This is a genomic window from Mesorhizobium sp. WSM4307, from assembly GCF_007003945.1.
GTDB lineage: Bacteria > Pseudomonadota > Alphaproteobacteria > Rhizobiales > Rhizobiaceae > Mesorhizobium.
Genome location: NZ_VFTB01000006.1, coordinates 125,087 through 149,074 on the forward strand (window position 1 = coordinate 125,087; position 23,988 = coordinate 149,074).

Here is a 23,988-nt window from a genome sequence, read left to right on the forward strand (position 1 = left end):
TAATGCATGTGGACAAGTGGTATTTTTTTGGTATTGTTCTGGTATTGGAGGAACACGGATGGCTGAAACGCGCACCGAAGCGCTTCACAGGAATGCCGAGGGGCTGGATATCCAGGCTCCGGAAGCCATCCTTGTTTCGCTGGCCGATGCGCAGATCGAAGCCGCAAAGGCCGTCCGCAACGCAATCCCCGCCATCGCCAAGGCAGCCGAGATCATCGCCGGCCGGTTGAGCGGCGGCGGCAAGCTTGCCTATGCCGCGGCCGGCAGTTCCGGCCTGATGGCGCTGGCCGACGCCCTGGAACTTCCCGGCACTTTCGGCATCCGCCGCGACCGCATCGCCATCTTGATCGCCGGCGGCGACGAGGCCTTGAGGACCCTGGCCGGCGGCCCGGAGGATGATACGGAGGAGGCGGCGGCTGCCGTCGCCAATGCCGGTATCGGCGTGGGCGATTGCCTGATCGCCCTTTCCGCCAGCGGCGCCACGCCCTATGCAGTGCGCGCCATCGAGGAAGCTGCCAGCCAGGGTGCAGCCACCATCGGCATTGCCAACAATCGGGACTCGGCCCTGCTGCGCCAGGCCGAAACCGCCATCCTCTTGGAAACGCCGCCGGAAGTGATCGCCGGCTCGACGCGCATGGGCGCCGGTACCGCGCAGAAGATCGCGCTCAACATGCTGTCGACGCTGACCGCCGTCCATCTCGGCCATGTCCATGACGGGTACATGGTCAATCTCATGGCCGACAACATCAAGCTGCGCGACCGCGCCGCGCGCATCGTCGCCGCCATCAGCGGGCGCGACAGGGACGAAGCCGCCCGGCTGCTCGAAAAGAGCGGCGGCGCGGTCAAGACCGCCATTCTGCTCGCCGCCGGCGCCGACAGCGCCGACGCGGCGGAGAAACTGCTGGAAGGAACCGGCCAGAGGCTGAGGCCGGCGCTTTCCGCGATCGAGGGGAGCAAGGGGCGCACTGCCTCCGTTCTCATCAAAACCGAACCTGAAAAAGGTCAACAGGGAGACTGAGCATGACAACGAAACTACTGACGGCACTGCTTCTGGGCACCAGCATTCTCGGCTCGGCCGGGTTGGCTCACGCCGAGGACGTAACGCTCAACATCGAAAGCTGGCGCGGCGACGACCTTGCCATCTGGAAGGACAAGCTGATCCCGGCCTTCGAAGCCAAGAATCCCGGCATCAAGGTGGTGTTCGCACCATCGGCTCCGACCGAATATGACGCCGCCCTTGGCGCCAAGCTCGCCGCCGGCTCGGCGGGCGACCTGATCACCTGCCGCCCCTTCGACAAGTCGCTTGAACTCTACAAGAAGGGCAACCTCGCCGATCTTTCGGCGCTGCCCGGCATGGAGAACTTCTCGCCGGTCGCCAAGTCCGCCTGGCAGACCGATGACGGCAAGGCGAGCTTCTGCGTGCCGATGGCATCCGTCATCCACGGCTTCATCTACAACAAGGACGCCTTCGACAAGCTCGGCATCAAGGTGCCGACGACCCGCGACGAGTTCTTCGCCGCGCTTGACAAGATCAAGGCCGACGGCACCTACATCCCGATGGCGATGGGCACCAAGGACCTCTGGGAAGCCGCGACCATGGGCTACCAGAACATCGGCCCCAACTACTGGAAGGGCGAGGACGGCCGTCAGGCGCTGATCAAGGGCACGCAGAAGCTGACCGACAAGGACTGGGTCGCTCCCTATGAGGAACTGGCCAAGTGGAAGCCGTATCTCGGCGACGGCTTCGAGGCGCAGACCTATCCGGACAGCCAGAACCTGTTCACGCTCGGCCGCGCCGCCATCTACCCGGCCGGCTCGTGGGAAATCGGCCTGTTCAACACCCAGGCCCAGTTCAAGATGGGCGCCTTCCCGCCGCCGGTCGAGAAGGCCGGCGACACCTGCTACATCTCCGACCATACCGATATCGGCATGGGCCTGAATGCAGCCTCCAAGCATGCCGACGCGGCCAAGACCTTCCTGTCGTGGGTCGCCTCGCCGGACTTCGCCACCATCTACGCCAACGCGCTGCCGGGCTTCTTCAGCCTGAACTCCTCGCCGGTGAAGATGGCGGACCCGCTGGCGCAGGAATTCGTCTCCTGGCGCGGCAAGTGCAAGTCGACGATCCGCTCGACCTACCAGATCCTGTCGCGCGGCACGCCGAACCTCGAAAACGAGACCTGGGTTGAATCGGCCAACGTCATCAACGGCACCGACACGCCGGAAGCCGCGGCCAAGAAGCTGCAGACCGGTCTCGACAGCTGGTATAAGCCGGCGAAGTAAGAGCTCAGGCAACGGAACCGGCCGGGCGCATGCCTGGCCGGTTCCGGATACCCCGTTCAGATAGCGATTGTCGGCACCGCCTCGCGGCCTTACCCTTGCTCGTCTTGGGGAAGGCTAGCTGATCAGTCGCAGGCCTCTGTTCTTGCCGCACCGGGCAAGGATGTCTGGGGCCGTGCATCGAGGCATCATCTAGCAACAACATCGTCTGGAACCGAGAGACGGCGGGAACCGAACTCATGGCCGCAGATATCCGACCGAAAAGACCGTTTCGCTGGCACATCGCCATCTTCCTGGCGCCGGCCGTGCTCGTCTATACGGCAATCATGATCCTGCCACTCGCCGGCACGCTGCAGCTGTCGCTGTTCCGCAACATCGAGCAGCACCAGGTCTTTGTCGGACTGGACAATTTCCGCACGCTGTTCGGCGACCCCAACTGGTCGGTGAATTTCTGGAATGCGCTGCGCAACAACGTCTGGTTCTTCATCATCCATATGCTGGTGCAGAACCCGATCGGCGTGATGCTGGCAGCCCTGTTGTCCAGCCCGAGGCTAAGATTCGCGGCCTTCTACCGCACGGCGATCTTCGTGCCGACCATCCTGTCCTTCGTCATCGTCGGCTTCGCCTGGAAGCTGATCCTCTCGCCGCTCTGGGGCGTGGCGCCGCACATGCTGGACCTTATCGGCCTGAAAAGCCTGTTCACGCCGTGGCTCGGCAAGGAAGAATACGCGCTGACCGCGCTCAGCCTGATCTCGGTGTGGCAGTTCGTCGGCATCCCGATGATGCTGATTTACGCAGCACTCCTGTCGATCCCCGACGAGGTGATCGAGGCCGCCGAATGCGACGGCATCACCGGCATGTCGCAGTTCTGGAAGATCAAGCTGCCGCTGATCCTGCCGTCGATCGGCATCATCTCGATCCTCACCTTCGTCGGCAATTTCAATGCCTTCGACCTGATCTACACCGCACAGGGGGCGCTCGCCGGGCCGAACTATTCGACCGACATTCTCGGCACCTTCCTCTACCGCGCCTTCTTCGGCTTCCAGCTGCAGGTCGGCGACCCCAACATGGGCGCGGCGATCGCCACGATGATGTTCCTGATCATCCTCGGCGGCGTCTGTGTCTACCTCTTCCTCGTCCAGACGCGCCTGCGTCGCTACCAGTTCTGAGGGCAAGAGATGAGCACCGCCACCCGTTCGCTGCCCCGCACCATCGGCGCCCACGCGATCCTGTTGACCTATACAGCGATTGCGCTGTTTCCGGTGATCCTGGTCATCATGAATTCGTTCAAGTCCCGCGCCGGTATCTTCGGCGCGCCACTGACGCCGCCGACGCCGAAGACATTCGACCTGATCGGCTACACCACGGTGATCGGCCAGGGCGACTTCATCCATTATTTCCAGAACAGCCTCGTCGTCACCGTCGCCTCGCTGTTCTTCGTGCTTTTGTTCGGCGCCATGGCGGCCTTCGCACTGTCGGAATACCGCTTCCGCGGCAATTCGCTGATGGGGCTCTATCTGGCGCTCGGCATCATGATCCCGATCCGGCTCGGCACCGTCGCCATCCTGCAATTGATGGTGGCGAGCGGGCTGGTCAACACGCTGACCGCACTCATCCTGGTCTACACCGCGCAAGGCCTGCCGCTCGCCGTCTTCATCCTGTCGGAATTCATGAAGCAGGTGTCCGACGACCTGAAGAATGCCGGCCGCATCGACGGCCTGTCGGAATACACCATCTTCTTCCGGCTGGTGCTGCCGCTGGTGCGGCCATCGATGGCGACGGTCGCCGTCTTCACCATGATCCCGATCTGGAACGATCTGTGGTTTCCGCTGATCCTGGCGCCCTCGGAAGAGACCAAGACGGTGACGCTCGGCGCGCAGCTCTTCCTCGGCCAGTTCGTCACCAACTGGAACGCCATCCTGGCGGCACTCTCGCTGGCGATCATGCCGGTGCTGATCCTCTACGTCATCTTCTCGCGGCAGCTGATCCGCGGCATTACGTCCGGAGCCGTCAAGTGAGCTCAAAACCACCCCTTCGCGTCGTCGTCGCCGGCCTCGGCAATATGGGCCGCAGCCATGCGCTGGCCTATCACACCAATCCTGGCTTCGAGATTGCGGCACTGATCAACCGTTCCGACGTGCCGCTGCCGGAAGGCCTGTCGGCCTATGGCATCAGGCGTTCCTTCGACGAGGCGCTGCGCGACGAAAAGCCTGATGTCGCCTGCGTCGCCACCTATTCCGACAGCCATGCCGACTATGCCGTGAAAGCGCTCGAGGCCGGCTGCCATGTCTTTGTCGAGAAGCCGCTGGCAACGACGGTGGCCGACGCAAAACGCGTCGTCGCGGCCGCCAAGGCCAACGGCAAAAAACTGGTGATCGGCTATATCTTGCGCCACCACCCGTCCTGGATCCGGCTGATCGCCGAGGCGCGCAAGCTCGGCGGCCCCTATGTCTTCCGCATGAATCTCAACCAGCAGTCCTCAGGCCCTACCTGGGAGACGCACAAGCAATTGATGCAGACGACGTCGCCTATCGTCGATTGCGGCGTCCACTATCTCGACGTCATGCTGCAGATCACCGACGCCAGGCCGGTCGAGGTGCGCGGCATGGGCGTGCGGCTGACGCAGGAGGTGGCGCCGACGATGTACAATTACGGCCACCTGCAGGTGCTGTTCGATGACGGTTCGGTCGGCTGGTACGAAGCCGGCTGGGGGCCGATGATTTCCGAAACCGCCTTCTTCGTGAAGGACGTCATCTCGCCGAATGGCTGCGTGTCGATCGTCATGAAAGAAGGTGTGAAGTCGGACGACATCGACACCCATACCAAGACCTCGACCATCCGCCTGCACGGTGCGGCGACCGGCCCGGACGGCAAATTCGTCAAGGCGGACGAGATGCTGTCCATGGCCGGCGAACCCGGACATCAGGACCTCTGCGATCTCGAACAGGCCTTCGTCCTGAAGGCGATCCGCGAGGACATGGATCTCACCCGCCACATGGACGACGCGGTCAAGTCGCTCGCCGTCTGCCTTGCCGCCGACGAGAGCGTGCGCAGCGGAAAGGCGGTGCGATTGTGACCGGGGCATTGTCATCGGGGGGTGCCTTGGCGCTCACTCATCAATTTGGAGGACTGCCGTGGGCTCGCTGAAGATCGAAAATGTGAAGAAGGCCTTCGGGCCGGTCGAGGTGTTGAAAGGCATCAACCTCGAAGTGACGGATGGCGAATTCGTCGTCTTCGTCGGCCCGTCGGGCTGCGGTAAGTCGACCTTGCTCAGGGTCATCGCCGGGCTGGAGGATTCGACCTCGGGCCGGGTGGTGATCGACGGCGCGGATGTGTCGGCCACACCGCCGGCCAAGCGCGGCATCGCCATGGTGTTCCAGACCTATGCGCTCTACCCGCATCTGACGGTGAAGAACAATATGGGCCTCGGGCTGAAACAGGCCGGCACGCCGGCGGCCGAGATCGACCGCCGCATCGGCATCGCCTCGTCCATGCTGTCGCTGGAGCCTTATCTCGAAAGGCGCCCGGCCGAACTCTCCGGCGGCCAGCGCCAGCGCGTCGCCATCGGCCGCGCCGTGGTGCGCGAGCCCAAGCTCTTCCTCTTCGACGAGCCCTTGTCGAATCTCGACGCAGCACTGCGCGTCAACACCCGGCTTGAGATCGCGCAGCTGCACCGCCGGCTGAAGGCAACGATGATCTACGTCACCCACGACCAGGTCGAGGCGATGACGCTGGCCGACAAGATCGTCGTGCTGAACGCCGGCCGCATCGAGCAGATCGGCGGTCCGATGGAGCTCTACAATTCACCGGCAAACGAATTCGTCGCCGGCTTCATCGGCTCGCCGAAGATGAATTTCATCGACGGCGCTCGCCTTGGCGAGGCGGCCAAGACCATCGGCGTGCGGCCGGAACATCTGACCGTCGACACGAAGTCAGGCAGCTGGAAGGGCACGGTGGTGCATGCCGAGCATCTCGGCGCCGACACCAATCTTTATCTCGACTGCGAGAAGGCCGGACTGATCACGGTGCGGATTTTTGGCGTCTACGACGCCGAGCCGGGCGCGACGCTTTATGCGACACCGGATCCGGCAAAGACCTACCGGTTTGGCGCGGATGGGAAGACGATAAAGTAGCGCCCTGACCTTCTCCCCTTGTGGGAGAAGGTGGATCGGCGCGCAGCGCCGAGACGGATGAGGGGTGTTCCAGCGGAGTGAGGCGTGAAAAGATCGAAAGATTTCAGGCGCTTACTTCTGCAAACCTGAGATCCTTCGCGCACCCCTCATCCGACCTCGCTTCGCGAGGCCACCTTCTCCCGCAAGGGGAGAAGGTCAGGAGCCGCCGCGCCTACACGTCAGCCCTAAACGTCTGCTTCTGCTGGCCGAGGCCCTCGATGCCCAGTTCCACCACGTCGCCAGCCCTGAGGAACACCGGTGGCTTCATGCCGAGGCCCACGCCGGGCGGGGTACCTGTCGAAATGATGTCACCGGGGTGCAGCGACATGAACTGGCTGAGGTAGGACACCAGATATTTGACGCCATAGACCATGGTCTTGGTCGAGCCGTTCTGCATGGTCTTGCCGTTGACGGTCAGCCACATCTTCAGGTTCTGCGGATCGGCGACTTCGTCCTTGGTCACCAGCCACGGGCCGGTCGGGCCAAACGTGTCGCAGCTCTTGCCCTTGGTCCACTGGCCCTGACGCTCGGCCTGGAAGGCGCGCTCGGAGACGTCATGCGCAACGGCATAGCCGGCGACATAGTCGAGCGCATCGGCTTCGCTGACATATTTGGCTTTTCTGCCGATAACCACGGCGAGCTCGACTTCCCAGTCGGTCTTTTCAGAGCCGCGCGGGATCAGCACGTCATCATCCGGACCGACAATGGCCGAGCTTGCTTTCATGAAGATGATCGGTTCCGGCGGCACGGTGGCGCCGGTTTCGGCGGCGTGGTCGGAGTAGTTGAGGCCGATGCAGATGAATTTCCCGGTGCCGGCGACGCAGGGCCCGAGGCGAGGCTTGCCGGAAACCGCCGGCAGCGACTTCGGATCAAGCTTGCCCAGCATCTCCAGCGAGACCGGATGAAGCGTTGTGCCGGCAATGTCGGCGACATGGGCGGAGAGATCGCGGATCGTTCCATCCGCATCGAGCAGGCCGGGGCGTTCGCTCCCCGCCTCGCCATAGCGCAGCAGTTTCATCTAAATCCTTCTCCTGGTTGCGGCCTCGCGGCCTTTTGCAAACTCTCCGCCGAGGCGATGGCTCCCCAGGGAGCCGGGCGGACCCTACCCATCGGCCTTATCCCAGGCAAGCACGGACAGCTGTTGGGCGGGCCGGCGCGCCGGATTTTCAGACTTCCCGATCCACGGCAAAAAATTAGGGCGCAGCCCGATCTCAGATCGACCAGCCGCCGTCGATATTATAGGCCTGCCCGGACGTGTAGGTCGCGCCGGCCAGATAGACGGCGAGATCGGCGATTTCCTCCGGCGTGCCGAGCCGGCCCATCGGCTGGCGGGAGATGAAGGCGGCGCGGGCCGCCTCATAGTCGCCTTGCGCGTGCATGCGGTCCTGCAGCGACGGGCTCTCGACCGTGCCTGGGCAGATGGCGTTGCAGCGTATGCCCTTGCCGACATAGTCGGCGGCGATCGCCTTGGTCAGGCCGATGACGGCGGCCTTGGTGACGCCATAGGCAAAGCGGTTCGGCACGCCTTTGCCGGCGCCGGCGACGGAAGACATGTTGACGATCGATCCGTCGCCGCGCTCCAGCATGCCGGGCAGCACGGCCCGGATGGTGCGGATCATGGCGCGGACATTGAGGTTGAAGGCGAAATCGAGATCGCCATCCTTCATCTCCAGGATCGATCCGGAATGGACGAAGCCGGCGCAGTTGAACAGCACGTCGACGCGGCCGATCTCGGCGAAGGCGGCGTTGACCGCCTCGTCGTTGAGGACATCGAGCTTGCGGGTTTTGATCCCTGGCGTCTTGGCGAGTTCGGCGAGAAGCGTCTCGTTGATGTCGGTGGCGTGGACGGTGGCTCCAGTCTTGGCGAAGGCCAGCGCGCTCGCCTTGCCGATGCCTTGCGCCGCCGCCGTGATGACAACGACCTTGCCTGCCAGATCCGCCATGCCTTTTTCCTCGCCTGCTTGGGTGTCAACTGCCTTTATCGGCGGCCGGCCGAGGCGTCATGTGCCAGTCAGGCTCGATTGTGCGGCCTGCGTCGCAGCCAGTTCACTGATAAAGATGTTTTTTCTCGTTAAAGAACATATGTCCGGGCGTCAAGCCCGAACACGATCACCATTGCGACAGCCGGGAAATGTCAGTCGCCGTAAGGCACCCAGACATTCTTGACCTCGACGGCGCGGCGCAGGAAAGCATCGCCGGCCGCCTCGTCGGATGCCCAGTCGAGGCCGCGGCCATTGCCGCTCCAGACGCGCTTGAGGTTGCCGATGGACTCTGCTTCCGCCTTGGCGCAGGTCTCGGCATCGGCGAACACCCAGAGCCCGTCGACATCGTCATGCTTGGCCAGCACGCCGGCAAGCTCGGCGGTGCGGCCGGTGACGATGTTGATGGCGCCGGCCGGAACGTCCGAATATTCGATCACCTGATAGAGATCGGTGGCGAGCAGCGGATAGCGTTCCGAAGGCACCGCGACCACCGTGTTGCCCATGGCCAGCGCCGGCGCCACCAGCGAGATCAAGCCAAGCAGCGGTGATGCGTCCGGTGCGACGATGCCGACGACGCCGACCGGCTCATGCAGCGCCAGCGTCACCGCGCGGGCCGGCGGCTGGTGCACGCGCCCCTCGAACTTGTCGGCAAGACCAGCATAGAGGAACAGCCGTTCGATCGATTGGTCCACTTCTTCCCGCGCCGCCTTGGGCGTAGCCCCGGTCAGCTCGCTGAGACGGGCGGCAAACTCGCCAGCGCGGCCGGAAAGGTTCTCGGCCAGGTAATACAGCACCTGGGAGCGGTTATAGGCGGTCGCCTCCGGCCAGCCTTTGCAAGCGCGGGCGGCCGCGACGGCGTCACGGATATCCTTGCGGTTGCCAAAGCCGACTTCGCCGGCCAGCTTGCCCTTGGCGGTGGCGACAGCCAGCGAATAGTTGCCGTCCGGCCGCACCTGCTTGCCGCCGATGAACAGTTTTGCGGTGCGGTCGATGGCCGCGCCGTCAGCCTGCTCGACCGGCTGCGCCGAGACCACCGCCGGCTTGATGACCGGTCCGAGCGGCAGATTTGCCGCGAGATATTCGAACATGCCTTCGCGCCCGCCCTCGCGGCCGAAACCGCTTTCGCGGTAGCCGCCGAAGCCGCAGGCGGCATCGAACATGTTGGTGCCGTTGACCCAGACGACGCCGGCCTTCAGCTGCGGCGCGACATGGAGCGCGAGGTTTACATTCTCGCTCCACACGCTCGCCGCGAGCCCGTAGCGCGTGTTGTTGGCAAGCTCGATCGCTTCCTCGGTGTTGCGGAAGGTCATGGTCGCCAGAACTGGCCCAAACACCTCTTCCTGCGCCAGGATGTTAGCCGGCGAAACACCGGTGGCGAGTGTCGGCAGGTGATAGTAGCCGGTGGCCGGCAGCGCCGCATCCGGCTGCCAGCAGACGGCGCCCTGCTTCGCGCCTTCGGCGACCAGACCCTTGACGCGGTCGAGCTGCGTCGGATCGACCAGCGGGCCGATATCGGTGTTCTTGTCGAGCGGACTGCCGACGCGCAGCCGGCTCATCCGCGTCTTGACCTTGGCGATCAGGGCTTCGGCAATGCCTTCCTGCACCAGGAGCCGCGATCCGGCGCAGCAGACCTGGCCCTGGTTGAACCAGATGCCGTCGACCAGACCTTCCACGGCGCTGTCGAGATCGGCATCCTCGAAGACGATGAAGGCCGATTTGCCGCCGAGCTCCAGCGACAGTTTCTTGCCCGATCCGGCGGTGGCCTTCCTGATGATCTTGCCGACTTCCGACGAGCCGGTGAAGGCGATCTTCTGGATGCCGGGATGGTTGACGATGGCCGCGCCCGCTTCCGGTCCACCCTGCACGATGTTGACGACGCCCTTCGGTACGCCGGCACGCTCGCAGATCTCGGCGAACAGGATGGCTGTGAGCGGCGTGAACTCCGCCGGCTTCAGCACCACCGTGCAGCCGGCGGCCAGTGCCGGCGCGATCTTCCAGGCCAGCATCAGCAGCGGGAAATTCCAAGGGATGATCTGGCCGACGACGCCGACGCCCTTGTGCCCGGGAAAATCCTTGTCCAGCGCCTGCGCCCAGCCGGCGTGATGGATGAAATGGCGGATCGCCAGGGGCACGTCGATGTCGCGGCTTTCGCGGATCGGCTTGCCGTTGTTGATGGACTCGAGCACCGCGAACAGGCGCTGATGCCGCTGCATGACACGGCCGATGGCATAAAGCACCTTGGCGCGCTGGTAGCCTGAACTGGCACTCCATTTCGGCAGCGCCTTGGTGGCGGCCGCAACCGCCGCGTCGATATCGGCGGCACTGGCGTCGGAGACCTTGGCCAGCAGCTTGCCGGAAGACGGCTCGCTGGTTTCGAAAGTCTTGCCGCCGGAAGCGGCTTTCCAGCCGCCGTCGATGAACAGCGCCTTGCCGAAATCGCGCGCGGCAAGCCACGCATCGGCCTCGTTGCGGGCTTCCGGCGCCGGTCCGTATTCCATGGCGTGATAGCGGTCGAGAATATTCATGGGGTGCCTCCTTCACCCTTCCCCTTGGCGGGGAGGGTCGATCGGCCAGGCCGATCGGGGTGGGTGCTCAAGCCATTGCGTGGCGGTGATTGGCCGAATAGTGCCCGGTCAGATGATGCTCGAGCTGCCGCTCGATGTCGGTCAAAAGGCTCGACGCGCCGAAGCGGAACAGTTCCGGTTCCAGCCATGGCCGGCCGAGCTCTTCCTTCATCAGCACCAGCCAGTCGAGCGAGGCTTTTGCCGTGGATATGCCGCCGGCCGGCTTGAAGCCGATGAGATAGCCGGTTTCCTCGAAATAGGCCCTGATGGCGCGCACCATGGCGAGGCCGACGGGCAGCGTGGCGTTGACGCTTTCCTTGCCGGTCGAGGTCTTGATGAAATCGGCGCCCGCCATCATCGCCACCATCGAGGCCAGCATGACATTGCGCAAAGTGGCGAGGTCGCCAGTGCCCAGAATGACCTTCAGATGCGCATCGCCGCAGGCAGCACGCATCGACACGATCTCATTATAGAGCTCCCGCCACTTGGCGCCGAACACCAGCCCGCGCGGAATAACGACGTCGATCTCGTCGGCGCCGTCGCGCACCGAAGCCTCGATTTCCTGCAGCCGGGTCGACAGGGGTGCCAGGCCATGCGGAAAGGCGGTGGAGACTGCGGCGACGTGGATGCCGTGCGACGAAGGGGTGGTAGACGCAGACGGCAGCCGGCCGGATGGTTTCACCTGCGATGCCGAGGCCGTCGACGATGTCGCGGCGGAAGGGATTGATCGCCTTGGCGCAGAGCCGACGCACCCGCTCCTCGGTGTCGTTGGAGTTCAGCGTCGTCAGATCCATGCAGGCGACGGCGCGCAGCAGCCAGGCCGCCTGGTTGTCGGCCTTGATCGAGCGCCGCTTGGTCAGGCTGGCGACGCGCCGTTCCAGCGCCGAGCGGTTGACGCTGCGCACCGATTCCATGAAGCCGAGGTCGAGTTTCATGCCCGGATTGCGCGCAATGCGATGGTCCAGCGGTACGGGGGTGTTGGCGGCGGCGCGGGCCGGCAGCGGCGTCACCTTGGTGCCAAGATCGGCTTCGCGGATTGTGCTGCTCATGTCCTGCCCTTTCATTCAGCGACTTGCGCTTATGTCTTGGTGCGCGTCGTTTCCCGACAAGATAGCCCGTGAAGCCACGCTTCACGAGTCCTCAAGCGAGGGATAGCTGAAAAAGGCCGCAAAAGCAGCTAGTTTTTGACCGCATGGTCAAAATGCGGGTTTTAAGGTGCCGGGCGTGCGGCCCTCAGCCGACGAAGGCGCGCTCGACGACGAAGGTCGCGGGATGGCTGAGCGAGCCTTCCTGGAAGCCGAGGCTTTCGGCTAGTTCCTTGACGTCCTTGAGCATATGCATCGAGCCGCAGATCATGATGCGGTCCGTTTCCGGATTGAGCTTCTCGATACCGAGATCGGCGTAGAACTTGCCCGAGCCGATCAGCGCGGTGATGCGGCCCATGCGGGCCGATTCTTCGCGGGTCGTCGAATTGTAGAGCGTGACGCGCCCGGTGGTCAGTTCGCCGATCAGCGGATCGCTTTCCAGCGCCGCCACCAATTCCTGGCCATAGGTCAGTTCGGCATTGTCGCGGCAGGTATGGGTCAGGATCAGCTGGTCGAATTTCTCATAGGTGTCGGGGTCGCGCAGCAGGCTGGCGAAGGGCGCGATGCCGGTGCCGGTCGAGATCATGAACAGCCGCTTGGCCGGGGTCAGCGCGTCGATCACCAGCGTGCCGGTCGACTTCTGGCGCATGATGACGGTGTCACCGACCTGGATCTTCTGCAGTTCCGAGGTCAGCGGGCCGTCCGGCACCTTGATCGAGAAGAATTCCAGCTCCTCGTCCCAGGCCGGGCTTGCCACCGAATAGGCGCGGAACACCGGCTTCTCGGCATTGGGCAAGCCGATCATGACGAATTCGCCGGAGCGGAAGCGCAGCGACTGCGGGCGGGTGATGCGGAACGAGAACAGCCGGTCGGTGTAGTGCTTCACCGAGACGACGGTTTCGGCATAGACATTGGCCGGTATAGGAAACTGCAGCGGGCGGGCGCCGGCGGTGTTGAAGGCGGCTGTGGTGTTCATCAAATCCAACTTTCTGGCCCAGCCGGGGACGCGGGCGCCAAACCTTTTCCTGCGCGCCCGGACCGTTCAGGTCCCGGCGTGCTGCTCGCACACTCCAAAGCGGTAGGCTCTTGTGTCCGGAATTTATTAGTATACAAACGATATTTGCGTCAAGATACCGTCGCGAAACACCTTTCCAAACTGTGCCATATCCGTAGTCCCAGCATTTCGGGTTTCGACAATGAAAGAGAATTTTTCGGTGCAGCCGCCGGATTCCCTGGGCAGCGTCGTGGCCGGCATCGATGTCGGCGGGACCTTCACCGACCTGCTTCTGATCGACGGCAAGCACGGCGGCAAGGTGCATATCGCCAAGACCCCGACGACGGTCGACAACCAGGCCTTCGGTGTGGTTTCGGCACTTGGCGCCACCGGGTTTGCGATCGACGGCATCGACCTCATCGTGCATGGCACGACCACCACCACCAATGCGGTGCTGGAGCGCCGGCTGGCCAAGACCGGCATGATCACCACGCGCGGCTTTCGCGACGTGATCGAGCTTGGCCGGCGCACGCGGCCGCAACCCTATGGCATGACCGGCACTTTCGTTCCCGTCATCCCGCGCAATCTCAGGCTCGAAGTGTCGGAACGCGTCGAGGCTTCCGGCGCGGTGCGCACGCCGCTCGACGAGGCCGGGATGCGTGAGGCGGTGAAGGCGCTGATCGCGGCCGGCTGCGAATCCCTCGTCATCCATTTCCTGCATTCCTACGCCAACCCTTCGCACGAGCGGCGCGCCGCCGAGATCGCCGCCGAGCTCTGGCCGAACGGCTACATCACCACGGGCCATGCGCTGCTGTCGGAAGCGCGCGAATTCGAGCGTGGGGTGACGGCTTCCGTCAACGCTTCGGTGCAGCCGATCCTCGAGCGCTATGTCGAGCGGCTGCGCAAGGAATTGGCCGCCAAAGGCTATGCCCGCGACTTCCTGATCATGAACGGCAATGGCGGCATGATCTCGGCCCGCTTCGTCACACGTGAATCGGCCAAGACGGTCATGTCCGGCCCGGCCTCGGGCGTCATCGCCGCCGCCTATACGGGCAAGCGTGCCGGCTTCGAGAACCTCGTCACCTACGACATGGGCGGCACCTCGACCGACGTGGCGCTGATCCGCAACGCCGAGCCGGCGGTCTCCAACGAGATCGAGATCGAATATGCCATGCCGATCCACGTGCCGATGGTGGCGGTGCACACGGTCGGCGCCGGCGGCGGCTCGATCGCCCGCGTCGACGCCGCCGGCCTGATCCAGATCGGTCCGGAAAGCGCCGGCGCCAATCCCGGGCCGATCTGCTATGGCCGCGGCGGCCTCGAGCCGACCATCACCGACGCCAATCTCGTGCTTGGCCGGCTGGCGCCGAAGAAGCTGCTGGCCGTCGAAAACCCGGTCACCGTGGAGCGCGTCACCGGCATCTTCGAGGACAAGATCGGCAAGGCCACCGGCCTGTCCGGTGTCGAGGCGGCGGGTGCGGTGCTCAGGCTCGGCAACATGAAGATGGCCGGCGCCATCCGCATGGTCTCGGTGTCGCGCGGCCATGACCCGCGCGATTTCGCGCTGTTTGCCTTCGGCGGCGCCGGGCCGCTGCATGCGACGGCGCTGGCGCGCGAACTCGGCCTGCCCCGTGTGCTGGTGCCGGCGCGCCCCGGCATCACCAACGCGCTCGGCTGCGTCGTTGCCGATCTGCGCCATGACTTCGTCAACACCATCAACCAGCCGGTCGCGGTTCTGGACGAAAGTCAGCTTCATCAAGTATTGGAACGGCACCGGAACGAAGGCGAGGAGCTGATCGGCAAGGAAGCGGTGAAGCCGGAGACGATCCGCGTCACCCACTCCGCCGACATGCAGTTCGTCGGGCAGACCCATATCATCAACGTGCCGCTGCCGTCCTCGTCCGTGACCCGGCAGGAGCTGCAGGCCCTGTTCGAAAAGGCCTATTTTGCCCGCTTCAAGGTCGAGCTGCCGGAAATCCGCGCCAACCTCGTCAACCTCAACACCTCGGTCACCGGCGTGCGCCCGGCGATCGACCTGTCGCGGCTGATCGACCCGGCCGGGCGCGCCGAGACGCTGGACGAGGCGCGGCGCGAGATCCGGCCGGTCTGGTATGCAGGCCAGTGGCACGACACGCCGGTCTATATCAGGGAAAAACTGCCGCTCGATGCCGTCATCGAAGGCCCGGCGATCCTCGAACAGATGGACGCCACCACCGTGCTCGAACCCGGCGACCGCGCAAGGTCGGACGCCGACGGCAACATCATCATCGACATTGGCGGGGCCTGAGATGCCTGACATTGACATGGCAAAGCTCGACGCCATCACCCTTTCGGTCCTCCAGGCGGCCTTGCAGCAGGTCTGCGATGAGATGGACCTGACATTCTCCCGCGCTGCCTTCTCTCCGGTCATTGCGGAAGCCAACGACCGCTCCGACGGCATCTATTCGGCCGTCGACGGCTCACTGATCGCACAGGGAAGCCAGGGCCTGCCGGTGTTCGTCGGCGTCATGCAATATTCGACGAAAACGGTGATCGAGATGATCGCCGATGGCCGTTGCCTGGCCCCTGAGCCGGGTGACATCTACATCGTCAACGATCCCTATCTTGGCGGCACGCATCTGATGGATGTGCGCTTCGCCATGCCGGTCTACCGGGACGGCAAGATCTTCTGCTGGCTGTCCAACACCGGCCACTGGCCCGACATTGGTGGCTCGGTGCCCGGCGGCTTCTCGGCCTCGGCGACGGCGGTCGAACAGGAAGGCCTGCGGCTGCCGCCCGTCAAACTATTCAAGAAGGGCGTGCTCGATCCCGAAATCTACGCCATCATCTGCTCCAACATCCGCGTCGCCGACCAGCGCATCGGCGACATTAGGGCCCAGGCCGCCGCGCTGCTGATCGGTCAGGATCGGCTCAATGGAATCCTGGATCGTTACGGCGACGAAACCGTTGTCGAGGCGATCGCCGAATTGCGCCGCCGCGCCGCCGAGCAGATGCGCGCCAACATAGCGGCCATTCCCGACGGCACCTATCGCTCGAAGGCCTTTGTCGATTCCGACGGCGTGGTCAACGAGCCGCTGACCATCGCCCTTGCGGTGGAAAACCAAGGCGACACGCTGATCTTCGATTTCGCCGGCTCGTCCAAGCCTTGCGCCGGGCCGATGAACAGCGTGCTGGCGACCACCCTGTCCTCGGTCTATCTCGCCATGCGTCACATCTTTCCGGACGTGCCGATCAGCGCCGGCGCCTTCGAACCATTGATCGTCAAGCGGCCGGAAGGCACCTTCCTCGACGCCAAGTACCCAAGGCCGGTTTCGGGCTGCGCGGCGGAAGTCTCGCAGCGCATCGCCGAGGCGGTGTTCGCGGCCATGGTGCAGGCATTGCCCGACAAGGTGACGGCGGCGCCCGCCGGCTCCAGCGGCAATTTCGCGCTCGGCGGCAACGATCCGGCGCGCGGCCGCGATTACGTCATGTACCAGATCTCCGGTGGCGGCTATGGCGGCAATTCGGGCCATGACGGGCTGACCAATGGCTGCTCGACCATCGGCATTTCAAAATCGCCGCCGGTCGAGATCATGGAGCAGGCCTTTCCGGTGCTCTATCGCCACTACGCCTTGCGCGAAGGCTCTGGCGGCGCCGGCAAGCATCGCGGCGGTTTCGGCCTCGCCTATGAGGTCGAGATCCTGCGCGGCGATGCGCGGGCCTCCTTCGTCATGGATCACGGCCGTTTCGGCCCGCAAGGCGCGCTCGGCGGCAAGGACGGCGAGCCCAACTCGGTGACCGTCTTCCGTGGTGGCGAGGAACACGTGCCGCCGCATCTGTCCAAGGAGCAGGACATTCCGCTCAAGGCCGGCGACCGCGTGCGCGTTGGCACGCCCGGCGGCGGCGGCTATGGCGACCCGCGCCAGCGCGACCCGGAATTGGTCGCGCGCGACGTCCGGCTTGGCTATTATACAGCCGAGCAAGCCAAGGATTTGTTCGGGACCACATGAACCCTCAGGGCAAGTTCAAGTGCCGTGTCTGCGGCCTCGATCAGTCCCCCGACATGCCGTGGGGCGAGAGCGGCAGAGAACCCTGCTATGCCATATGCTCCTGTTGCGGGGCGGAGTTCGGCTACGAAGACGACGGCAAGGCGCTGGCGACCGCGCATCTGCGCTTGGCGCCGATGCCGTTCTTCGATCCCGAGGGTATGAGATTGAGGGGTAGCCCGGCTTGCCTGGAATCGTTTTGGTTTCCCCTCCGGGTCCATGATATGATTTGCGAATGAAGGCTCCCAATTCAAGAATCATCCGTTCGGCCAAGACAGGCCAGTTCGTCTTGACGAGCGTGCGCGGCGAGAAAATCAGCGCCGTGGAAGGCATGAAGCTCTCCCCTCGCATGGGTGAAATACTTAGCCAGGGCGTGCGGCGCGGACTGTCCGGTGATGAGCGGCGTTCGCTCATCACGGAAGAAATCCGCAAAAAGAAATAGACATTGGCCTACGCTGCCGAGTTCGATCCGCTCTGCTATCCCGGCACGACGGTGCTCATCAATCTGCTGGACGTCCGCGATCAGGCCGAACTCGATGAGGTTGAGCTCGCCCCTGACTCGCGCCGATGAGCCTCTTCCGGCAGGCGAACTCGACTACGTTCACTACCTCAGCCTGCACCGGCACTTGTTCCAGGATGTCTATGGCGTGCTTGAGCACATAGCCAGTGAGATGGCTCGGGTGTTCCGCGAACTCGGCAACCCCGACCACCTGGCTGATCTTGACAGAGTCAGCTTTGCGAAGCATCTGGCGCACATCATCGCGGAGATCAATGCCGTTCACCCATTTCGTGAAGGCAATGGCCGTACCCAGCTTACATTCCTGGCCATGCTCGCCGAGCACGCAGGCTTCACGTTCAACGCCGATATCCTCGACCGTGACCGGGTGATTCAGGCCATGATAGACAGTTTCAGTGGGTCCGAGGCACCACTACAGGCTCTCATCGAAGACATCATCGCGTAGCTCGCCGGGTCATCCCCGCCGATCCAGCCGCGCCACCAATCGATCCCCCGCCCACTGGATGCCACACACCAGGATGATCAGCACGATCACCACCGCGACCATCACCGAGGTCTCGAATCGCTGATAGCCATAGCGGATGGCGAGGTCACCGAGGCCGCCTGCACCGATGGCGCCGGCCATGGCCGAGGCGCCGATCAGCGTCACCAGCGTCACCGTGAAGCCGGCGACGATGCCGGGGAGCGCCTCCGGCACCAGCACCTCGCGGATGATCGTCCAGCGGTTGCCGCCCATGGCGCGCGCCGCCTCGATCAGGCCGTGGTCGACCTCGCGCAGCGACACTTCGGCGATGCGCGCATAGTACGGCGTGGCGGCGATCGACAGCGGCACGATGGCCGCCCATGTGCCGATCGAGGTGCCGACGATCAGCCGCGTCAGCGGGATCAGCGCCACCAGAAGGATGATGAACGGCACCGAGCGGAAGCCGTTGATGATTGCGCCGAGCACGCGGTTGACCCACAGGCTCTCGGCGATGCCGCCGCGCTCGGTGGCGATCAGGGCAAGTCCAAGCGGCAGGCCGAAGACCAGCGAGATCAGACCGGAGGCGGCCGTCATCAGCACCGTCTCCCAGATCGACCGCAGCAGAAGCTCAAACAGGACTGGCGACATGGCCAAGCACCTCCACCCGCGCCTGGCGGGCCTTCAGGAATGTGATGACGGCAGCGAGGTGGCTTGCATCGCTGCCAGCGACAGAGAGAAACAGCGTCCCGACCGGCTGCTGCTGGATATGGTCGATGCCGCCATGGACGAGGCGGAAGGCGCCCGGAACAGCAATGGCAAGGTCGGACAGCAGCGGGCCGCTTGCCGCTTCGCCGGCCACGTCCACGCGCAGGATCGTCTCCGCGCCGGAAGCCGGCAGCAGCCGCGCCGCCAGTTCGGCCGGCAGTTGCGGCCGGATGGCGCCGAGCAGGCTTTTGGTGATGTCCGATTGCGGCTCGGCGAACACCGACCAGACCGGGCCTTGCTCGACGATGCGCCCGGTGTCGATCACTGCCACGCGGTCGGCGATCGAGCGGATCACTTCCATCTCATGGGTGATCAGCAGGATGGTCAGCCCAAGCTGCCGGTTGATGTCTTTCAGCAGCGCGAGGATCGAGCGCGTCGTCTCCGGGTCGAGCGCCGATGTCGCTTCGTCCGACAACAGCAGCGCCGGCCGCGCGGCCAGCGCCCGGGCGATGCCGACGCGCTGCTTCTGGCCGCCCGACAGCGATGCCGGATAGGCTTTTGCCTTCTCCGACAGGCCAACGAGCTCGAGCAGTTCCGCCGCCCGCGCCAGCCGCTCGGCCTTCGGACGGCCCTCGATCTTGAGCGGCAGCGCCACATTGTCCTCGACCGTCTTGGCCGACAGCAGGTTGAAATGCTGGAAGATCATGCCGATTCGCCGCCGCAACGGCTGCAGGTCGCGCTCGCCGAGCCGGCTGATCTCACGGCCCTCGATGAAGACCTTGCCGGAATCGGGCCGCTCCAGCCCGTTCAGGCAGCGGATCAGCGTCGACTTGCCGGCGCCGCTGCGGCCGATAATGCCGAGGATCTCGCCCTTGCGCACCGTCAGCGAGATGCTGTCGATCGCCGGCGTGGCACCGAACCGGCGCCTCAGGTCGACAAGGCGCACAACGTCTTGCGACAGGTCGGGTCCGGCGTGGGGCGGATCGGCGATCTCCCTGGATGCCGTGATATGCTGGTTCATACGGTTTCCTGTTCTCGCCATCGAAAACGCAAGTGCGGCCCGCGCTCAGGCGCGGACCGCATTGGCTCTCGAACCGGGCGTCCGGTCGCGGATCAATAGGCGCTGAGGCCGGTGCCCTTGTAGACCTTGTCGAACTCGGCCTTCACCGCGTCGTTCTGGTAGGAGGCCACCAGCGTCTTCACCCAGGCCTCGTTCTCATTGCCGACCTTGACCGCGATGAAGTTGCGGTAGGGATTGTCAGCGATGGGCTCCTGCGCGATGCGGTTTTCCGGCGTCAGGCCGCTTTTCAGCGCCCAGTCGGTGTTGACCACGGCGGCATCGAGATCCTCGATCGAGCGGCCGACGATGCCGGCGTCGAGTTCCTTGATCTCGACCTTCTTGGGGTTCTCCGCGATGTCGGCCGTGGTCGCCAGGATGCCGGTGCCGTCCTTCAGCTTGATCACGCCCTCGTTCTGCAGCACGCGCAGCGCCCGGCCTTCATTGGACGGGTCGTTCGGCACGCCGATCACCGCGCTCTCGGGCAGATCGGCGACCGCCTTGTACTTCTTGGAGTAGAGGCCGATCGGCCAGACGCCGGTGTAGCCGACGCGCACGATGTGATAGCCTTGAGTCTTGATCTGGTTGTCGAGATAGGGCTGGTGCTGGAAGGCGTTGGCGTCGATCTCGCCGCGCTCCAGCGCCTCGTTCGGCTGGGTGTAATCGTTGAACACTACGGTCTCGATGGTCAGGCCTTTTTCGGCGGCCTGGGCGACCACGACGCGCCAGACATCCTCGTCCTCGCCGCTGATGATGCCGACCTTGATCGCCTTCTTGTCCTCGGCGAAAGACGCATGCGGCGCCATCAGGCTGCCGACCGCGACGGCCGATGCGAACAGCAGAGCCAGGCCGCTGCGGCGGTTGATGGTTGACCAAAGGGAAGATGGCAAAGTGTTGTTGACGTCGGACATGATCGATCTCTGCGGTTGTGAAGTCATGGCAGCAAGGCGGATTGCCCAAGCTTGGTCACATCGTCAGAAATTCTATCGAGTTTATCAAAGAACGTGTTTCGCCGTTCTCGGCAAAGCCCGGAATATTCTCTCAAAAATTTGAAGGGCGGGAGCACAAGACGCCATTGGATCGACCGGGGCGATGTAGCGCTGCGATCCGATGGGCAATCGGGAGGGAGCAGATTCTGGAGGCCCAGCGGGTCCTCATAGCGCGATCCAGGCGGTCTTCAGCTCCAGATATTTCTCCAGCGCATGCAGCGACTTGTCGCGGCCGAAACCGGACTGCTTGACGCCGCCGAGCGGCACGGTGATGTCGGCGCCGCCATAGGTGTTGACGTGGACGACGCCGGCATTGATGGCGCGCACCATGCGGTGCGCGGTGGACAGGTTGGCGGTCCACACCGCAGAGGCGAGCCCGTAGACTGTGGAATTGGCAAGGCGCACGGCCTCTTCCTCGGTATCGAAACGCATGACGCCGAGCAGCGGTCCGAACACCTCCTCGCGGGCAAGCTGCATGTTCTGCGTGACGTTTTCGAAGATCGTCGGCGCCATGTAGCTGCCGCCGGTCTCGGCCAGGATGCGTTCGCCGCCGGTGACCAGGCGTGCACCTTCGATTTGCGCCCGGGCGACGAAGCCGAGGTTCTTGTCCAGCTGTTCCGCGCTCGACACCGCGCCGATGTCGCTGGTGAGATCGAGCGGATCGCCGACCTTCAGCCGCGTGGTCGCCGACACAAGCTCGTCCATGAAACGGTCATAGACCGATGCCTGGACGAGCAGGCGCGAGCCGGCGACACAGACCTGGCCGGAATTGCGAAAAATGCCGTTGGCCGAGACGACCGCCGCCTGCTTCAGGTCCGGGGCGTCGGCGAAGACGATGTTGGGCGACTTGCCGCCGAGTTCGAGGAAGACGCGCTTCACATTGGAGCGGGCGGAATAGTCGAGCAGCCGCCGGCCGACCGGCCCCGAGCCGGTGAAGGCGATGGCGTCGACATCCATATGCAGCCCGAGCGCCTCGCCGGTGACAGCGCCCCGGCCGGTGACGACGTTGAGCACGCCGGCGGGCAGGCCGGCCTCGGCCGCCAGTTCCGCCAGCCGCAACAGCGTCAGCGAGGCGATCTCCGGCGGCTTGACCACCACGCAATTGCCGGCGGCAAGGGCGGGCGCGACCTTCCAGGCGCCGATCATCAGCGGAAAATTCCACGGCACGATGACGCCGACGACGCCGAGCGGCTCCTTGTGGATCAGGCCCAGCACGTTCTCTGCCGTCGGCGCGATCTCGCCATAGACCTTGTCGATCGCCTCGGCGTAGTAGCGGATGGTGCCGGCCGCGGACAGCGGCTCTGCCTTGTAGGCCATGCCGATCTCGGTGCCGTTGTCGCGCACGCCGAGCACCGCCAGTTCGTCGGCATGCTTTTCGACCAATTCGGCGAGCCTGCTCAGCACCTTCTTGCGGAAGGCGGGCGCGGCGCGCGACCACGAACCCTTTTCGAACGCCTTGCGCGCCGATGTCACCGCGCGGTCGACATCAGCGGCATTGCCGTCGGCGATGCTGGCGAAAACGCGGCCGTCGATTGGCGATATCACCGGCAGCGTCGCGCCGGCTATTCCCTGCGATTGTGCGCCATCGATGAACAGGCCGCGCGTGCCGATCTCCGTGTGGCGCAGCGTGTCGATGGCATTTTGACTGATCATGATCTTCTCATTTCAGGTGGGCTGGGCGGCTTGGTACGCCGCCCAGATATTTCGCTCAATCCCTCAGCGGCAGGCCGAGGCTCTCGAAGGCGACCGGGTCGCGGCCTCGCAGGGCGCCGGCCAGCAGCAGGCCGACTACCGCGGCGATCAGCACCAGCCCCGGCAGGAACACGCCGAGGAAGCCGCCGGCTCCCGACAGGCTGCCGAAATTGATGACGATCAGATAGATGATGATGACGAAGGCGATGAAGGTCAGCCCGGGCAGGATGGTGGTCTTCACCGCGTTCTCCTGCGCCGACGGGTTGGCGCGGAAATACATCACCACGGCCAGCGAGGCCACCGCCATCATGACGATGACGCCGAGCGTCGCGACATTGGTCAGCCAGGAAAACAGCGCCAGCACCGGATCGAGGCCGAGCACGGCGAATAGGCCGACGACGAGGGCAGCAAGCACGCTCTGGATCACCGAGGCGACATGCGGGCTCTGATGCGCCGAATGCGTCACGCCGATCGACTGCGGCAACAGCTTCTCGCGGCCAGAGACATAGATGTAACGGGCGACCGCATTGTGGAACGCCAGCACGCCGGCAAACAGGCTCGACACGAACAGGATGCTCATGGCGTGGGTCAGCAGCGTTCCGGCGTAGCGGTCGGACAAGCCGAACAGGAAGGTCGTCGGATCCTGCAGGCCTTGCAGCGCCGGCAGCAATTTGTCGACGCCGGCGCCCACCGCCATCAGCCAGGCGGTGACCATGTAGAAGACGCCGATCAAAAGCACCGAGAAATAGGTGGCGCGCGGAATGGTGACCTTGGGGTCGCGGGCTTCTTCGGCATAGATCGTCGTCGCCTCGAAGCCGATGAAGGCGGCAAAGCAGAACAGGATGGCGATGGCCGGTGCGCCCGAAATGATCTGGCTCCAGCTGAACGGCGCGGCCGACAGGCCGCTGTCGCCGCCGGTCTTGAGGATCGTCAGATCGAGGATCAGCACCACGGCATATTCGCACAGCACCAGAACCGTCAGGATCTTGGCCGACAGGTCGACCTGGCGGTAGCCGAGCACGGCGACGATGGCGATGGCGATGAAGCTCCACACCCACCAGGGCAGGTTGATGCCCCCGCCGGCGAACAGGCCGGAGGTGGCTGCACCGAGCAGACCCATGACGCCGATCTGCATGGCATTGTAGGACAGGATGGCGATCAGCGCCGTGGCGCCGCCGGCGAAACCGCCCAGGCCGCGCGCGGCATAGGCATAGAAGGCGCCGGCATTGCCGACATGGCGCGACATGGCGACATAGCCGACCGCGAACAGCAGCAGCAGCACCGTCACGATCAGGTAGGTGCCGGCAAAGCCCGCGCCATTGCCCATCAGCATGCCGAGCGGCGTGCCGCCGGCCACCGCCGTAAGGGGCGCGGCCGCCGAGATCACCATGAAGGTGATGGCGCCGACGCCGAGACTGTTCTTGCGCAGCCTGTTGGCCGGCGCCTGTTCCGAAACTGCTGTCATT

At 64.4% G+C, this 23,988-nt stretch carries 20 protein-coding genes and 1 pseudogene; 11 read left to right on the forward strand and 10 right to left on the reverse strand.

The window, feature by feature from the left end; translation table 11 throughout:
* The first annotated feature begins 58 nt into the window (after positions 1 to 58).
* The 6 genes from FJV83_RS15880 (at position 59) to FJV83_RS15905 (ending at position 6,410) form a co-directional block, all read left to right on the forward strand.
* Positions 59 to 1,018: an N-acetylmuramic acid 6-phosphate etherase gene (locus tag FJV83_RS15880; RefSeq protein ID WP_142885859.1), complete on the forward strand. Its 960-nt coding sequence runs from the start codon at positions 59 to 61 to the stop codon at positions 1,016 to 1,018.
* Between the two features lie 2 nt (positions 1,019 to 1,020).
* A complete protein-coding gene (locus tag FJV83_RS15885) occupies positions 1,021 to 2,280 on the forward strand; it encodes an ABC transporter substrate-binding protein (RefSeq protein ID WP_010912695.1) in 1,260 nt (419 codons plus the stop codon).
* Between the two features lie 236 nt (positions 2,281 to 2,516).
* A complete protein-coding gene (locus FJV83_RS15890) occupies positions 2,517 to 3,446 on the forward strand; it encodes a sugar ABC transporter permease (RefSeq protein WP_095773339.1) in 930 nt (309 codons plus the stop codon).
* Positions 3,447 to 3,455: 9 nt separating this feature from the next.
* A complete protein-coding gene (locus FJV83_RS15895) occupies positions 3,456 to 4,295 on the forward strand; it encodes a carbohydrate ABC transporter permease (RefSeq protein ID WP_010912697.1) in 840 nt (279 codons plus the stop codon).
* On the forward strand, positions 4,292 to 5,353 hold the full coding sequence (locus FJV83_RS15900; RefSeq protein WP_142885858.1) for a Gfo/Idh/MocA family oxidoreductase: 1,062 nt from the start codon (positions 4,292 to 4,294) through the stop codon (positions 5,351 to 5,353). Before FJV83_RS15895 ends, FJV83_RS15900 begins: the two co-directional genes overlap by 4 nt.
* Before the next feature lie 58 nt (positions 5,354 to 5,411).
* Positions 5,412 to 6,410 (forward strand): ABC transporter ATP-binding protein, encoded by a 999-nt coding sequence (locus FJV83_RS15905; RefSeq protein WP_142885857.1) that lies wholly within the window; start codon positions 5,412 to 5,414, stop codon positions 6,408 to 6,410.
* Between the two features lie 211 nt (positions 6,411 to 6,621).
* Here FJV83_RS15905 and FJV83_RS15910 read toward each other — a convergent pair whose 3' ends face one another.
* The 5 genes and pseudogenes from FJV83_RS15910 to FJV83_RS15930 all read right to left on the reverse strand — a co-directional run bounded on the left by FJV83_RS15910 (position 6,622) and on the right by FJV83_RS15930 (position 13,056).
* Complete coding sequence (locus tag FJV83_RS15910) at positions 6,622 to 7,467, reverse strand: fumarylacetoacetate hydrolase family protein (RefSeq protein WP_142885856.1); 846 nt, start codon at positions 7,465 to 7,467, stop codon at positions 6,622 to 6,624.
* 193 nt (positions 7,468 to 7,660) lie between these two features.
* Positions 7,661 to 8,392, reverse strand: a complete 732-nt coding sequence (locus FJV83_RS15915) for an SDR family oxidoreductase (protein ID WP_142885855.1) — start codon at positions 8,390 to 8,392, stop codon at positions 7,661 to 7,663.
* A 191-nt stretch (positions 8,393 to 8,583) separates the two neighbouring features.
* The gene (locus FJV83_RS15920; protein ID WP_142885854.1) at positions 8,584 to 10,956 is read right to left on the reverse strand and encodes an aldehyde dehydrogenase family protein; all 2,373 of its coding nucleotides are present in this window, start codon (positions 10,954 to 10,956) and stop codon (positions 8,584 to 8,586) included.
* 67 nt (positions 10,957 to 11,023) lie between these two features.
* Positions 11,024 to 12,044: pseudogene (gene deoC, locus FJV83_RS37700) on the reverse strand (deoxyribose-phosphate aldolase).
* Between the two features lie 184 nt (positions 12,045 to 12,228).
* The gene (locus tag FJV83_RS15930) at positions 12,229 to 13,056 is read right to left on the reverse strand and encodes a ferredoxin--NADP reductase (RefSeq protein ID WP_142885852.1); all 828 of its coding nucleotides are present in this window, start codon (positions 13,054 to 13,056) and stop codon (positions 12,229 to 12,231) included.
* Between the two features lie 220 nt (positions 13,057 to 13,276).
* On the opposite strand from FJV83_RS15930, the gene FJV83_RS15935 reads away from it, so the two are divergent.
* From FJV83_RS15935 to FJV83_RS37710, 5 genes are all read left to right on the forward strand, one after another.
* On the forward strand, positions 13,277 to 15,361 hold the full coding sequence (locus tag FJV83_RS15935) for a hydantoinase/oxoprolinase family protein (protein ID WP_142885851.1): 2,085 nt from the start codon (positions 13,277 to 13,279) through the stop codon (positions 15,359 to 15,361).
* A gap of 16 nt (positions 15,362 to 15,377) precedes the next feature.
* On the forward strand, positions 15,378 to 17,063 hold the full coding sequence (locus FJV83_RS15940) for a hydantoinase B/oxoprolinase family protein (RefSeq protein WP_142885918.1): 1,686 nt from the start codon (positions 15,378 to 15,380) through the stop codon (positions 17,061 to 17,063).
* Between the two features lie 271 nt (positions 17,064 to 17,334).
* A complete protein-coding gene (locus tag FJV83_RS15950) occupies positions 17,335 to 17,541 on the forward strand; it encodes a hypothetical protein (protein WP_142885850.1) in 207 nt (68 codons plus the stop codon).
* 3 nt (positions 17,542 to 17,544) lie between these two features.
* Positions 17,545 to 17,670 (forward strand): hypothetical protein, encoded by a 126-nt coding sequence (locus FJV83_RS37705; protein WP_348645164.1) that lies wholly within the window; start codon positions 17,545 to 17,547, stop codon positions 17,668 to 17,670.
* Positions 17,671 to 17,746: 76 nt separating this feature from the next.
* Positions 17,747 to 18,061, forward strand: coding sequence for a Fic family protein (locus tag FJV83_RS37710; protein ID WP_348645163.1), 315 nt, complete (start codon positions 17,747 to 17,749; stop codon positions 18,059 to 18,061).
* 9 nt (positions 18,062 to 18,070) lie between these two features.
* Here FJV83_RS37710 and FJV83_RS15960 read toward each other — a convergent pair whose 3' ends face one another.
* The 5 genes from FJV83_RS15960 to FJV83_RS15980 all read right to left on the reverse strand — a co-directional run bounded on the left by FJV83_RS15960 (position 18,071) and on the right by FJV83_RS15980 (position 23,987).
* The gene (locus FJV83_RS15960) at positions 18,071 to 18,727 is read right to left on the reverse strand and encodes a methionine ABC transporter permease (RefSeq protein WP_095773447.1); all 657 of its coding nucleotides are present in this window, start codon (positions 18,725 to 18,727) and stop codon (positions 18,071 to 18,073) included.
* Complete coding sequence (locus FJV83_RS15965; RefSeq protein ID WP_142885849.1) at positions 18,708 to 19,805, reverse strand: methionine ABC transporter ATP-binding protein; 1,098 nt, start codon at positions 19,803 to 19,805, stop codon at positions 18,708 to 18,710. The genes FJV83_RS15960 and FJV83_RS15965 overlap by 20 nt, the downstream gene beginning before the upstream one ends.
* A 92-nt stretch (positions 19,806 to 19,897) precedes the next feature.
* On the reverse strand, positions 19,898 to 20,752 hold the full coding sequence (locus FJV83_RS15970) for a MetQ/NlpA family lipoprotein (protein ID WP_142885848.1): 855 nt from the start codon (positions 20,750 to 20,752) through the stop codon (positions 19,898 to 19,900).
* A 243-nt stretch (positions 20,753 to 20,995) separates the two neighbouring features.
* Entirely contained in the window at positions 20,996 to 22,483 is a 1,488-nt protein-coding gene (locus FJV83_RS15975; protein WP_142885847.1) for an aldehyde dehydrogenase, read from the reverse strand.
* 55 nt (positions 22,484 to 22,538) lie between these two features.
* Positions 22,539 to 23,987, reverse strand: coding sequence for an APC family permease (locus FJV83_RS15980; protein WP_142885846.1), 1,449 nt, complete (start codon positions 23,985 to 23,987; stop codon positions 22,539 to 22,541).
* Position 23,988 lies beyond the last annotated feature (1 nt).

Excerpts from the sequence above, each read along its gene's own strand:
- FJV83_RS15880 (WP_142885859.1), top strand. The coding sequence starts at position 59 with ATGGCTGAAACGCGCACCGAAGCGCTTCACAGGAATGCCGAGGGGCTG.
- FJV83_RS15885 (WP_010912695.1), top strand. The coding sequence starts at position 1,021 with ATGACAACGAAACTACTGACGGCACTGCTTCTGGGCACCAGCATTCTC.
- FJV83_RS15890 (WP_095773339.1), top strand. The coding sequence starts at position 2,517 with ATGGCCGCAGATATCCGACCGAAAAGACCGTTTCGCTGGCACATCGCC.
- FJV83_RS15895 (WP_010912697.1), top strand. The coding sequence starts at position 3,456 with ATGAGCACCGCCACCCGTTCGCTGCCCCGCACCATCGGCGCCCACGCG.
- FJV83_RS15910 (WP_142885856.1), bottom strand. The coding sequence starts at position 7,467 with ATGAAACTGCTGCGCTATGGCGAGGCGGGGAGCGAACGCCCCGGCCTG.
- FJV83_RS15915 (WP_142885855.1), bottom strand. The coding sequence starts at position 8,392 with ATGGCGGATCTGGCAGGCAAGGTCGTTGTCATCACGGCGGCGGCGCAA.
- FJV83_RS15920 (WP_142885854.1), bottom strand. The coding sequence starts at position 10,956 with ATGAATATTCTCGACCGCTATCACGCCATGGAATACGGACCGGCGCCG.
- FJV83_RS15930 (WP_142885852.1), bottom strand. The coding sequence starts at position 13,056 with ATGAACACCACAGCCGCCTTCAACACCGCCGGCGCCCGCCCGCTGCAG.
- FJV83_RS15935 (WP_142885851.1), top strand. The coding sequence starts at position 13,277 with ATGAAAGAGAATTTTTCGGTGCAGCCGCCGGATTCCCTGGGCAGCGTC.
- FJV83_RS15940 (WP_142885918.1), top strand. The coding sequence starts at position 15,378 with ATGGCAAAGCTCGACGCCATCACCCTTTCGGTCCTCCAGGCGGCCTTG.
- FJV83_RS15950 (WP_142885850.1), top strand. The coding sequence starts at position 17,335 with ATGAAGGCTCCCAATTCAAGAATCATCCGTTCGGCCAAGACAGGCCAG.
- FJV83_RS15960 (WP_095773447.1), bottom strand. The coding sequence starts at position 18,727 with ATGTCGCCAGTCCTGTTTGAGCTTCTGCTGCGGTCGATCTGGGAGACG.
- FJV83_RS15965 (WP_142885849.1), bottom strand. The coding sequence starts at position 19,805 with ATGAACCAGCATATCACGGCATCCAGGGAGATCGCCGATCCGCCCCAC.
- FJV83_RS15970 (WP_142885848.1), bottom strand. The coding sequence starts at position 20,752 with ATGTCCGACGTCAACAACACTTTGCCATCTTCCCTTTGGTCAACCATC.
- FJV83_RS15975 (WP_142885847.1), bottom strand. The coding sequence starts at position 22,483 with ATGATCAGTCAAAATGCCATCGACACGCTGCGCCACACGGAGATCGGC.
- FJV83_RS15980 (WP_142885846.1), bottom strand. The coding sequence starts at position 23,987 with ATGACAGCAGTTTCGGAACAGGCGCCGGCCAACAGGCTGCGCAAGAAC.